We start from the raw sequence: 11,792 nt of genomic DNA, 5'->3' as shown, positions 1-11,792 counted from the left end.
TTTAATAAATCAAGCTTTTATATCAAAACCAGAATCTAAAATAGCCTCTTTTATTGCTTCTATATTTGCAGGTAAATTAAATACTACATCTAAAGTTTTATTCTCTAAACTTATCTCAATATTCTCTACTCCATTTACTTCAGATACAAACTTCTTAATTTTCTCAACACAATGATTACAACTCATTCCTTCAATTTCTATAATCTCCCTCATTTAAATATCTTTCAATAAAAGTTCTTGAGTATTCATAATCTTAATTCCACTGTCTAAAACATTCTGTGCTATATCTTGAGCCTCCTTTAAAGAGTGCATTGCTGCAGTCCCACATTGGTAAATGTTTAATTCAGGTATATCTTCTTGATTTTTAACTTTCAATACATCTAGCATTGAGGCGCTCCAAGCTTCTTTTACACTATCTTCACTAGGTTTCCCAATGACACTCATATAAAAACCTGTTCTACAACCCATTGGAGAAATATCAATAATTTCAACATCACTTTTATTTAAATGTTCCCTCATAAATCCAGCAAATAAATGCTCTAAAGTATGTATTCCCTTTTGGCTTAAGATATCTTTATTTGGTTTTGTAAATCTTAAATCAAAAACACATACATCATCTCCTTTTGGAGTTTGCATAGTTTTTGCAAGACGAACAGCTGGGGCTGGCATTCTTGTATGATCCACTTTAAAGCTATCTAATAATGGCATATTATTCCTTTGTTAATAAAATTTTAAAATTTGTTATACTAACTTTTATTACTTTAATTGCAAATTAAATTTCAAGATACTTAGATAGATTAAGAAAATATTTTTACTATTTAGATAAACAAGAATAAATTCTAAAATCAAAATTTAGCCTAATAAAACTGAATAAAACTCATTCTTTTTCGATTTTAAAGCCCTTTCTTGTCATCATAAAACTTTGTTCATAAAATATTAATAAACTTATAGATATTCCAACTGCAATAGCAAGTGCTACCGATAATGTTGTTATTAAATTATTTGTAATTTCAACTAATAATTTATATTGTGTGTTAATATCATTTGAAGATGAGAATGATACTATTGATAATATAGTGCGATAGGCATACATGCCTGGTATCATAGGTAAAATTGCAGGGAAAGTTATAATTTCAGTTGGACATTTTAATTTTTTTGCAAAAATAAGTCCTAAGATTCCAACACTAAATGCAGAAAAAAATGTCGCACTTGTTATACCAAAATTATTTTGTTGCATGTAAAATCTAAATGCATGAGCTATGGCAGCAAGTAATGCTGATATTAACAATGTTCTCTTTGGAGGATTGCAAGCATAAGCAAAGCCTAGTCCTGCCACTGCAGCAAAACAGCCATCAATGATTGCAGAGACAAATATTTGCATTTAATACTCCATTCTGACATCTGCAAAACTAAGTGTAGTGTATAACCCAATAGCAATACAAGCAATTAAAATAGCAACACTAATTACGCGTGAAATTCCAATCAAAGAATGTCCATCTAAAATATCAATCACTGAATTTATTAAATAAACCCCCGGTATTAAGAATAATACACTTGACCCAATAGCCACATCTGGGGTTTTAGTAATACCTAAAATACAACCACTATAAGCTACCATAGAAGCAATAAAGGAACATATAACAAAAATAACTCTTAAATCTACTTTTAAAAGCGATAAATAAACTCTTATATTAAATCCAATAAATGTAGAGCAAAAAATAATTGGCATAGAGCCTAGATCTCCACCAAATACTCTACAAAATGAAGCGTTAGCAAGACATACTAATATTAAAGTGCTAAAATAACTATATTTCTTTTTCTTTATGATTTTATAATAATACCTTTTTAGATGTGAAAATGTTATTTTTTCATCATAAGCATGCCAAGATAAAGCACTTAATAGTGAAATAGCATTAAAATTTAAGCCATTATCTTGATAACTTCTTACATAAGTTCTTCTTGTAGAATAATCATTGGGACTTAAAACACTAATTGCAATATTTTTAGAAAAAATTGAGATATATACTTCATATCCAAAAGCTTTGCCAATCCTAGTAACACACTTCTCCACCCTAGAAGTATATGCACCAATTGATAGCATAGTAATGGTATATTCCATTAAAAATTCTGTTAATTCTTGAATTTCTGCTCTTTTTACCATAATCTATATCTACATAAATATATATCTATATATGTTTTTTAAGGCTTTCTAATACTTTTTTAGCGTGATTTGTAGCTTTAACATTGTAAAAAGCTTCTAATATAATATTATTCTTTATTATAAAAGTAGAACGAATAATGCCCATATATTCTCTTCCATACATATTTTTCTTTCCATAAGCACCAAATGCAGATGATATTGTATTATCACTATCACTTAATAAAGTATGTTTTAAGTTATCCTTTTTAATGAATTTTTGATGAGACTCAACGCTATCTGGGCTAACTCCAATTATAACTGCATTTAATTTATTAAATTCATCTAAAAGAGAGGTAAAATCATTTGCTTCAATACTACAACCCTTAGTCATATCCTTAGGATAAAAATATAAAATTACAAATTTATCTTTAAAATCATCCAATGATACTTGCTTGTTGTTTTCATTTTTTGCACTAAATTTTGGTGATTGCTGATTTGCTTCTAATTTCATTTAGTTATTCCTTATTAATAATCATATTATGTTTTATATTTTTAGGATTCTAGCCTAATTTTAGGTTATATTTGAAATAATTTTGCTTAATATGAATGTTTCATTTTGTAACTTAACTAATATTATATGAATTAGATTGCATTATATTGCTAAGTCTATTAATATACTTTATTTTAGAATTTGAAACTATACTTTGTAAATAAAGGGTAATTTTAATACTTTAATTTTAGGAGGTCTTAGGTAATGCAGTGGATTCAGAATTATAATCCTCTTGGGAATTTATGGTTAAGTGCTTTAGTAGCCTCACTACCAATTATATTATTTTTTATTTCTTTGGTAGTTTTCAAGCTAAAAGGTCATACAGCAGGATTATTAACAGTTGCATTATCAACTTTAATTGCAATATTTGTATATGGTATGCCTATAGATAAAGCATTATGGAGTGTTTTCTATGGTGCAATTTATGGTATGTGGCCTATTGCTTGGATTATCATTGCAGCTATTTTCCTTTATAAAATAACAGTAAAATCTGGTTATTTTGATATCTTAAGAGAATCTATAATATCTATTACTCCAGACCAAAGAGTTCAGGTTATACTAATTGGCTTTTGTTTTGGAGCATTTTTAGAAGGTGCAATAGGGTTTGGTGGACCCGTGGCAATTACGGCGGCGTTACTTGTTGGCTTAGGATTAAGACCATTATATGCAGCAGGGCTTTGCATGATCGCAAATACCGCACCTGTCGCATTTGGAGCAGTAGGCATCCCAATTATTGCAATGGCAAAGGTTGTAGATATGCCTGCACTACAAATTTCAACCATGGCAGGACATATGCTACCACCACTTTCACTTTTTATACCATTTTTCTTGGTATATTTAATGAATGGTTTTAAAGGCGTAAAAGAAACTTGGCCTGTTGCACTTGTAGCAGGTGGAAGTTTTGCAATAGTTCAATTCATTACTGCAACAAAATTAGGACCAGAATTACCAGATATCACTTCAGCAATTGCTTCAATTTTTGCTGTCGCAGTATTTTTGCGTTTTTGGCAACCTAAAAATATATTTAAATTTGATGAAAAATCTAATAATGAAAATTCTAAAAATGCTAATTATAGTATAGGACAAATTATTATGGCATGGTTACCATTTGTAATTCTTATTATAGCAATTGTAATTTGGACACAAGATTGGTTTAAAGCATTTTTTGCTCCAGCCATAATCAAAGATGGGGAAGTAATAAAGGAAGCGGGATTTTTTGCCAATTCCGTATTTAATTTTAATTTTCCAAGTCTTGCAGAAATTATACAAATTCCTCCTGTGGTATCAGAAAATAAAGCTGTAAAATCAGTATTTGAATTATCTCTTATTAACTCAACAGGAACTTCAATCTTTATAGTAGCATTAGTAACTATGGTTTTATTAAAAGTTAAAGTTAGCACAGCTATAAAAACATTTGGTGAAACTTTAAATGAAATGAAATTTGCTATTTTAACTATAGGACTTGTTGTTGGATTTGCATTTATAGCAAATTATAGTGGAAGCTCTGCAACATTAGCATTGGCATTGAAACAAACAGGAAATGCTTACGCATTCTTTTCACCTGTGGTAGGCTGGATTGGGGTATTTCTAACAGGAAGTGATACGAGTTCAAATCTATTATTTGGTACACTTCAACAATTAACAGCTCGTCAGCTTGGAATTCCTGAAGTTCTATTCTTGGCAGCAAATTCAGTTGGTGGAGTTGTAGGTAAAATGATTAGCCCACAAAGCATAGCAATTGCTTGTGCAGCTGTTGGTCTAATAGGAAGAGAAGCTGAACTCTTTAAGTTTACAGTTAAATACTCTATCATATTTGTAATTGCTATTGGAATATTTACATATGCTATTGCATTTTGGATTCCTTGGATTATCCCATAATAATTCTTTTTATCAAGCTTTTTAGGCTTATAAATTGAGTCATTTTTAGCTAGAATCTTTAAATTATTTAAAATAATTTAAAGGATAAAAATGTGAATCTAGAGAATAAAAAGATTCTACTCCTTGTAACAGGTTCTATTGCAATATACAAAAGCTTAGATTTAATAAGCTCACTAAAAAAGCTTAATGCAAAAATATTTGTTGTAATGAGTGATGATGCAATAAAATTCATAAATCCTCTTTGTTTTGAGGCAATGAGTGGTAATAAAGTTTTACATTCAAATTCACAAAAATTCATTTTAAACTCTCCTAATCATATAAGCTATGCTTCTCTAGCAGATATTGCAATAGTTGCACCTGCAAGTATAAACACCATAGCCAAGCTTAATTATGGCATAGCAGATACTATAATTTTAGAAACACTTTTTGCATCTAAATGTCCTATATTAATTGCTCCAAGTGCAAATATCAATATGTTAGAATCTCCTCAAACAAAGGCAAATATAAAATCTCTTCAAAAACTAGGATATACAATAATACCTCCTAGAGTAACTCTTCTTGCGTGCAATATCACTGCAAAAGGTGCTATGGCTAGCATAGAAGAGATTATCTTTCATATTAAAAGGAATTTTTTACAAAAGAGTTTTTGGAGAAATAAATCTATAATAATTACAGGAGGAGGTAGTATAGAAAATATAGATGATATTAGACATATTTCAAATAATTCTAGTGGAAAACAAGCCTCAAACTTAGCTTTAGCACTATATTTTTTAGGAGCAAATGTAACTCTTATTAGTTCAAAATTTCCTATTACCCTACCAATTGAAATAAAGAAAATTAAAGTTAATTCTAGCTCTGAATTTAAAAATGAAATGAAAAAAGAATTAAAAAAAGATTCTATACTCATAATGGCAGCAGCCATTAGTGACTATATCCCACAAAAATATCACAAAGGAAAACTAAAAAAAGAATATATAGGAAAATCTTGGAAACTAGATTTAATACAAAATGAGGATATTTTAAAAAATTTACATTGCAGCTTTAAAGTTGGATTCAAAGCAGAAAGTGATGAAGAAACTGCCAAATTAAAAGCAAAAAAAATGCTAGAATCTACTAAAGATGGTGGTAAAGGCTGTGATATGGTGATTTTAAACATAATAAATAAAAATAATAAAATTGGTGATGATAGTAATAAAGTTACAATTTATACAAAAAGTAAGGAGATAAAAATTAACAAAGAAGATAAATTTAATATAAGCATTAAAATAGCAAACTTTATAGAACAAAACTACAGTGCTAAATAGAATCCTTAATATCTCTAAACTATCACAAATTACACAAAACAATAATTTTAAATCTTACAATACAACTTTACCTATATTGCTACAAGTATTAAAAAAAACGAGAATTGGGTATTTATTAAAACTGGGCAATAGTCATATTGAGGCAAGAAGTGCAAGTAATCTTCAAATAGGTTCAAAATACTGGGCTATCATTAATGATAGCAAAGGAGAATTTTTAATCTCAAAGTTAATAAAACAACCTGAAATATTTGAATTATCAAAAAATAGCTCATTGAAGTTTGAAATTAATGAAATTGAAAGTTTATTAAAAACTAAAAATTTAAGCTCAACTTTTTATGAAAGCTTGGTTGATAAGATTACAACTACACAAAATAGAGATGATTTTACTTTTTTATCTAACTCTCTTTTTGCATTTCAAAAAGGAGTTTTAAATATAGTCATAAAAAATAATAAAAAAGATGTTTTATTCCAAATAAAAAAGTTAAAAAACAATAAAATTGATTTTAGTGCAGTTTTTAGCAATCTAGGAATAATCTATGGAAGTATATATAACTCAAATGAGCTGCTTTTAAAAGTGCAATATAATAATGTAAAAAATATATTAGAAAGTAATACAAAATACTTGGAAGGCTTTAATGAAATAAAAATTATTGTCGAAGATTTTGTATTGTTATTTGATATTAAAAGAGAAAATATCCTTGATTTAGAAGTATAAAATTACACATTTTAAAGATTTTATAAAAACTTGAATTTAAATTCATAGTATTTTATTTAAAAATAATCTATACTTGCAATCAGGCTTTAGAAAGCCAATTTTTATAATGGAGAGTAGAAATGTCTGTTAAAATTACTGATACATGTATTTCTTGTGGTTCTTGTATAGATGAGTGTCCTGTAAATGCAATAGTAGATGATGATGATAACCCAACAGGTGAGGGAATTTATTATGTTTATGGGGATAAATGCGTAGAATGTGTAGGACATAATGACGCTCCAGCTTGTGCTACTGCCTGCCCAACTGAAGGCTGTATAGTATGGAGTGCTTTAGGAAGTGTAAATAGAGATGAGATTGGCTTAGACCAAAGAAATGATGATGTCCCTTGTGTATAATATAATAGCTTAGGCTTCTAAGCTATTATTTGCTAAAAACATAGCTGCTTCAATATAACTTTCAATACTAACATTTTTACCTTTATAAGCTATATCAAATCCTGTTCCGTGGTCTACTGAAGAGCGTAAAATAGGGATACCTAATGTTACATTAATACTCTTTTCAAAATATAATGCCTTAAGTGGGGCTAAGCCTTGATCGTGATACATAGATACAAAAATATTATATTTAGAACGATTATTTGGATTAAAAGCACTATCTGGAGAAATAGGTCCTATAAATATCTTAGAATTTAATTTTTTATTTACAAAGTCAATTGCCTCTTTGATAATAAAATCTTCATTACCTAAAATCCCACCATCACCTGCGTGAGGATTTAAACCTAAAACTAGGGCTTCTTTAAAAGTAAAACTTCTCTTAAAATCAAGTAAAAAATCGCTAAGAGATTGAAATGTAATACTTCTACTAACATCTTTTAGTGGAATATGATCGCTAAAGAGAGCTACAAACATCTCCTTACAACCTAACATCATAATCCCTTTTTTGTTAAACTTATAGCTTAAATACTCTGTATGCCCGAGAAAATTAACACCAGCCTTATTCCAAGCAAATTTATTAATCGGCAAAGTTAGGATTCCATCAATTTTTTTTTCTATTGCTAAATTGAGAGCCTCTTTAAAACTAATAAAGCTGTATTCTCCACTCTCCTTGCTTAATATTGAAGGCTTAATTAAAGTGTTATTATTAATAGAATTCTTTAAATTTGTAGAACAAAATTCTTTTATAGGAATAATCTCTAAATCTTTTGGAATATTATATTTTAATATCTTTGCACCACATTCTAAAACCTCAAAATCAATAACATAAAAGGGTTTGATTAGATTTTTAACTCTATTATGAGCCTTTAGTAATATCTCAAGCCCTATGCCATTGACATCTCCTACACTAATTGCTATTTTTTTCATCTCTTAAGTCTAATTAACATTTCTTTTATAGCACATTCTAAGCCACAAAATACTGCTCTAGCAATAATGCTATGCCCGATGTTTAGTTCTGTAATTTCCTTAATTTTGACTATTTCTACAACATTTTGATAATTTAACCCATGTCCAGCATATACATCAAGTCCTAAATCTCTAGCTAACTTTGCACCCGAAAAGATATTTTGTAAAATAATATTATACTTTTCTTTTGGATTATCTATATCAAGCTTATTTGGGGTTTTATTAAGATTTGTATTTAATACTAAAAATAAGTTTGCAAATGCTCCTGTATGAATCTCTATTGCATCAGCCCCTAAATCTTTTGATCTCTTTATATCATCTTTATTTGCATCTATAAATAATGAAACCCTTATCCCATTATCTTTAATTTTATTAATAACAGGTTTTAGTCTATCATTTACTAAAAGTCCTCCTTCGGTGGTTACTTCAAGTCTATTTTCTGGCACAAGAGTAATTGTATGAGGCTTAAGAGAAATTAAGTAATTGATAATCTCTTTATTAATGCTGGATTCTATATTTATAGGGATATGAGATGAGTCTATTATCCTTTTAATATCCCAATCATTCATATGTCTTCTATCTTCTCGTAAATGAGCTGTAATTTGATTTGCACCCGCATTTTTTAGTATAAAAATAGCCTCTAGGATATCTGGTTCATTTATTTTTCTAGCCTCTCTTAATGTAGCTATATGGTCTATATTTACACCTAACTTCATAATCACTCCTTAAAAAATTTATTCTACTTATACTAAAGACAATCTAATGATACTTTAAAATCTTAGATGCCCTAAATGCTATTTTTTTATCCTCATACATATCAAAATACTTAAATTGTTCTCCACTTTGACGCACTCCCCTTAATATATCTCCACTATTACGATACTTTAAATCAAGTTCTGCTATTTCAAACCCGCTAATAGTGCTAACAAAATCTTTCAATCTAAGAGAATTTGCATTATTAGTATATAAAAAACAATACCCCTTCATTCCATTTCTACTAACTCTACCACGAAGCTGATGAAGTGTTGCAAAACCTAGTCTTTCAGCCCCCACTATAATAATACTTGATAATCTAGGAAGTGAGATTCCAACTTCAAAAAGCGTAGTTGCAATAAGCAGAGAACCTTTATCTCTAAATTCCTCTAAAATCTCTTCTTTCATCTTATCTTTTCCGTGTGTAAAATAAACATTACTAAAATTTTTCTGCCAAAATGCTTTTCCCTCCTCTATTGACTGATAAGAAATACTATCACTTTTTTCAACTAAGGGATAAATGATAGCCACTTGTTTATTAGATTTAATATCATTTTTAATATGGCTTAATAGGTTATTAAAATCTTTCTTAGTGATAATTTTAGTAGTTATATCTTTTTTAAATGGTAAATCTTTAATAAAACAAAAATCAACTAAATTAGATTCTATCATTGCCATAGTCCTAGGAATTGGTGTAGCAGAAAATTGAATACAATGAGGTTTTTTACCCTCAATGCTTAACATTTGCTCTAATCTTAATCTTTGATTTGTGCCAAATCTATGCTGTTCATCTGTCATAAATAAATCAAACTCGCTTAGTTCTCTATACAAAAGTGTGTGTGTACCTATTAAAAAATCACAATCATTAATAATAGAATCTTTCAATGCAATCTCTATTCTAACATTTTTTGGTAAAAATTTCTTTGCCTCAACATAAAGCTGATTTGCAAGAATAGTAGTAGGAGCTAAAAGCAGAGATTTTTTAGGATATGCCATCATTACACAAGTAAGTATTATAATGGTTTTTCCACATCCAACATCTCCCATTACAACACATCTAGTAGCCTTATTACTACTTAACTTAGATTTTAAAAAATCTATGCAATTACTTTGTCCCTTTGTTAAAGAAAATGGAAGACTTTTTATAAAATCTAAATAATTTCCATTTAATACATTTGTAGCAATAAACTCTCTTTTCCTGCTCTTTAAACCCTGCATATAATAATATATTTCAACAAATTTTAATGCCTCTAAATAAATTCCAAAAAAGCCTCCCTTGTTTTGAAAATTATTCACAAACTCTTTATTTGGGTGAAATATCTCATAAATAGCATTAATACAGACAGCATCTAAGCCTAATGTCTTTAAATCATGTTTATTAATTATTTTTTTAAAAACTTCATTTAATGTATTTTGCTTTATTTTTATAGTGGGAAAATTCATTAAAATTTGATTAATATTATTAATTATTTTTGGTTGATTCATCTGCCAAGCATTATTAAACTCCAATTTACCTAAAATATAAATCTCCTTATCAAGCCTAAAAATAAGGCTATGAAAAGGCTTTGGAGAAAATATATTAATCTCTAAAAAGCTATCAAAATCAAGCATTAAAGCTCTAAGTTTTAAGATTTTATTAAATTTCTTTTTATCTGTGATTCTAACTCTTAAAGCTCCACTCTGCTCGCTTAAATTAGTAATTAAAAATGTATTTGTATATGATTTTGGAGTATATAAAATAGCTTCAAATAAATTAAAAATACCAATTTTATTAAGAATTTCATTCATTAATTACTATACTAAAGCCTAGATTATTAACTTCTTTATGCGATTTAATATAAGAATTTAGCTCCTTTAGGCTTAATTCACCTATCTTTTTAGTTAATATATCATCATAATTTAAATTTAGCCCTCTATTGAAATTAATATATTTTTTGTTAAGTCTTTGAGAAAGGGTTTCATTACTTAAAACCCTAGAACCTAATATATATGCCTTTGCATCGTCTAGCTCTTTTTGTGATACACCATTTGCAATGAAATTTGCAATAGTTTCTTTAACTGCTTTAATTGCTTCATCTTTATTTTCTATTTTTGTTTGTAAATAACCTATGGTATTAGAAGTAATGTTATTTATAGAATTATAAAAATATGCAGAATATGCCAATCCTCTCTTTACTCGTATCTCTTCCATTATCCTTGAGCCAAAGCCTGAACTACCCATAATAAAGCTCATAACTTGAGCCTTATGTAAATCTGCTTCATAACTACTAAAGTTAAATGGTGAAGCAAAGTAAATATAAGCTTGTTTTGTTGGCTTAACAATAGAAATCTCACTATTTCTGTCTATCTTTGGCAAGTAAGTTTTTGGCTCAATCTTTTTGCCATGCTTTAAAAATGCTAAAGAATTTGATAATTCTAATTTAATACTCTCTAAATCTAAATCTCCACCAACTAAAACTACCATATTTTCTAATGTTAGAGTATCTTTAACATAATCCTTAACATCGCTAAGAAAAATATTATTAATATCTTTTATTTCACCAAATGAGCTATTTTCTAATGGAGTATTTTTAAAAATCATTTTATTTAGATTATAAGAGGCAATATAATCAAAGTCATTTTCTTTAGATAAAATATAATTGATTAAGTTTAATTTTGTTTGATTGTAGGCTTCTTTTGTTAAGTTTGAGTCAATAAGCAAATCCCTCAAAGCACTTAATGCTTCATCTTTCTTTTCTTTTAGAAATTCTAAATTAAACTTCAGAGTTTCTAAACCACTACCGACATTTAAGCTAATAGCGTTAGATTCTAACTCATCTGCAAACTTAATTTCTCCTTTACTTTTAGTTCCCCTCTCTAGCATATCTGCACTAAATGAACTTAGTGCTACCTTTTTTTCATACACACTTCCTCCACCATAAAATATAACACTAATCCTTCCTATTGGAAGTAAATTTGAAATCTCATAAATTACAGGAATCTTAACATTATTAATATCTATATAAGTTAGCCCATCATTTAATTCTTTTACCATACTATGCTCCTTTTTAGG

General features: G+C 28.3%; 13 protein-coding genes. 4 read left to right on the top strand and 9 right to left on the bottom strand.

Annotated elements, in window-relative coordinates; all coding sequences use genetic code 11:
• Positions 1–9: 9 nt before the first annotated feature.
• The 5 genes from CQA44_RS03010 to bcp all read right to left on the bottom strand — a co-directional run bounded on the left by CQA44_RS03010 (position 10) and on the right by bcp (position 2,651).
• Complete coding sequence (locus CQA44_RS03010; RefSeq protein ID WP_115545808.1) at positions 10–213, bottom strand: heavy-metal-associated domain-containing protein; 204 nt, start codon at positions 211–213, stop codon at positions 10–12.
• The gene (luxS, locus tag CQA44_RS03005; protein WP_115545807.1) at positions 214–708 is read right to left on the bottom strand and encodes an S-ribosylhomocysteine lyase; all 495 of its coding nucleotides are present in this window, start codon (positions 706–708) and stop codon (positions 214–216) included.
• A gap of 169 nt (positions 709–877) precedes the next feature.
• The gene (locus tag CQA44_RS03000) at positions 878–1,381 is read right to left on the bottom strand and encodes a threonine/serine exporter family protein (protein WP_115545806.1); all 504 of its coding nucleotides are present in this window, start codon (positions 1,379–1,381) and stop codon (positions 878–880) included.
• Positions 1,382–2,161, bottom strand: coding sequence for a threonine/serine exporter ThrE family protein (locus CQA44_RS02995; protein ID WP_115545805.1), 780 nt, complete (start codon positions 2,159–2,161; stop codon positions 1,382–1,384).
• A gap of 25 nt (positions 2,162–2,186) precedes the next feature.
• On the bottom strand, positions 2,187–2,651 hold the full coding sequence (bcp, locus tag CQA44_RS02990) for a thioredoxin-dependent thiol peroxidase (protein WP_115545804.1): 465 nt from the start codon (positions 2,649–2,651) through the stop codon (positions 2,187–2,189).
• A gap of 243 nt (positions 2,652–2,894) precedes the next feature.
• On the opposite strand from bcp, the gene CQA44_RS02985 reads away from it, so the two are divergent.
• From CQA44_RS02985 to CQA44_RS02970, 4 genes are all read left to right on the top strand, one after another.
• Complete coding sequence (locus tag CQA44_RS02985; RefSeq protein ID WP_115545803.1) at positions 2,895–4,568, top strand: lactate permease LctP family transporter; 1,674 nt, start codon at positions 2,895–2,897, stop codon at positions 4,566–4,568.
• A 92-nt stretch (positions 4,569–4,660) separates the two neighbouring features.
• Positions 4,661–5,872: a bifunctional phosphopantothenoylcysteine decarboxylase/phosphopantothenate--cysteine ligase CoaBC gene (coaBC, locus tag CQA44_RS02980; RefSeq protein WP_115545802.1), complete on the top strand. Its 1,212-nt coding sequence runs from the start codon at positions 4,661–4,663 to the stop codon at positions 5,870–5,872.
• On the top strand, positions 5,862–6,587 hold the full coding sequence (locus CQA44_RS02975; RefSeq protein WP_115545801.1) for a hypothetical protein: 726 nt from the start codon (positions 5,862–5,864) through the stop codon (positions 6,585–6,587). The genes coaBC and CQA44_RS02975 overlap by 11 nt, the downstream gene beginning before the upstream one ends.
• Positions 6,588–6,706: 119 nt before the next feature.
• The gene (locus tag CQA44_RS02970; RefSeq protein WP_115545800.1) at positions 6,707–6,982 is read left to right on the top strand and encodes a DUF362 domain-containing protein; all 276 of its coding nucleotides are present in this window, start codon (positions 6,707–6,709) and stop codon (positions 6,980–6,982) included.
• Between the two features lie 9 nt (positions 6,983–6,991).
• On the opposite strand, the gene pdxA is transcribed toward CQA44_RS02970, so the two are convergent.
• Genes pdxA through CQA44_RS02950 form a run of 4 tightly spaced genes read right to left on the bottom strand, consistent with a single transcriptional unit; the run spans position 6,992 to position 11,774 of the window.
• Positions 6,992–7,948 (bottom strand): 4-hydroxythreonine-4-phosphate dehydrogenase, encoded by a 957-nt coding sequence (gene pdxA, locus CQA44_RS02965; protein WP_115545799.1) that lies wholly within the window; start codon positions 7,946–7,948, stop codon positions 6,992–6,994.
• On the bottom strand, positions 7,945–8,703 hold the full coding sequence (locus tag CQA44_RS02960; protein ID WP_115545798.1) for a pyridoxine 5'-phosphate synthase: 759 nt from the start codon (positions 8,701–8,703) through the stop codon (positions 7,945–7,947). Before CQA44_RS02960 ends, pdxA begins: the two co-directional genes overlap by 4 nt.
• A 43-nt stretch (positions 8,704–8,746) precedes the next feature.
• Complete coding sequence (gene recG / locus CQA44_RS02955; RefSeq protein WP_115545797.1) at positions 8,747–10,528, bottom strand: ATP-dependent DNA helicase RecG; 1,782 nt, start codon at positions 10,526–10,528, stop codon at positions 8,747–8,749.
• On the bottom strand, positions 10,521–11,774 hold the full coding sequence (locus tag CQA44_RS02950) for a pitrilysin family protein (RefSeq protein ID WP_181881756.1): 1,254 nt from the start codon (positions 11,772–11,774) through the stop codon (positions 10,521–10,523). Before CQA44_RS02950 ends, recG begins: the two co-directional genes overlap by 8 nt.
• Positions 11,775–11,792: the final 18 nt, after the last annotated feature.

The organism is Helicobacter sp. MIT 14-3879 (genome assembly GCF_003364125.1).
The sequence above is the reverse complement of the archived record's forward strand: the minus strand, read 5'-3'. Positions and strand labels throughout refer to the sequence as shown.

Excerpts from the sequence above, each read along its gene's own strand:
- CQA44_RS02960 (WP_115545798.1), bottom strand. The coding sequence starts at position 8,703 with ATGAAGTTAGGTGTAAATATAGACCATATAGCTACATTAAGAGAGGCT.
- CQA44_RS03010 (WP_115545808.1), bottom strand. The coding sequence starts at position 213 with ATGAGGGAGATTATAGAAATTGAAGGAATGAGTTGTAATCATTGTGTT.
- recG (WP_115545797.1), bottom strand. The coding sequence starts at position 10,528 with ATGAATGAAATTCTTAATAAAATTGGTATTTTTAATTTATTTGAAGCT.
- pdxA (WP_115545799.1), bottom strand. The coding sequence starts at position 7,948 with ATGAAAAAAATAGCAATTAGTGTAGGAGATGTCAATGGCATAGGGCTT.
- CQA44_RS02995 (WP_115545805.1), bottom strand. The coding sequence starts at position 2,161 with ATGGTAAAAAGAGCAGAAATTCAAGAATTAACAGAATTTTTAATGGAA.
- CQA44_RS02950 (WP_181881756.1), bottom strand. The coding sequence starts at position 11,774 with ATGGTAAAAGAATTAAATGATGGGCTAACTTATATAGATATTAATAAT.
- CQA44_RS03000 (WP_115545806.1), bottom strand. The coding sequence starts at position 1,381 with ATGCAAATATTTGTCTCTGCAATCATTGATGGCTGTTTTGCTGCAGTG.
- luxS (WP_115545807.1), bottom strand. The coding sequence starts at position 708 with ATGCCATTATTAGATAGCTTTAAAGTGGATCATACAAGAATGCCAGCC.
- CQA44_RS02985 (WP_115545803.1), top strand. The coding sequence starts at position 2,895 with ATGCAGTGGATTCAGAATTATAATCCTCTTGGGAATTTATGGTTAAGT.
- CQA44_RS02970 (WP_115545800.1), top strand. The coding sequence starts at position 6,707 with ATGTCTGTTAAAATTACTGATACATGTATTTCTTGTGGTTCTTGTATA.
- bcp (WP_115545804.1), bottom strand. The coding sequence starts at position 2,651 with ATGAAATTAGAAGCAAATCAGCAATCACCAAAATTTAGTGCAAAAAAT.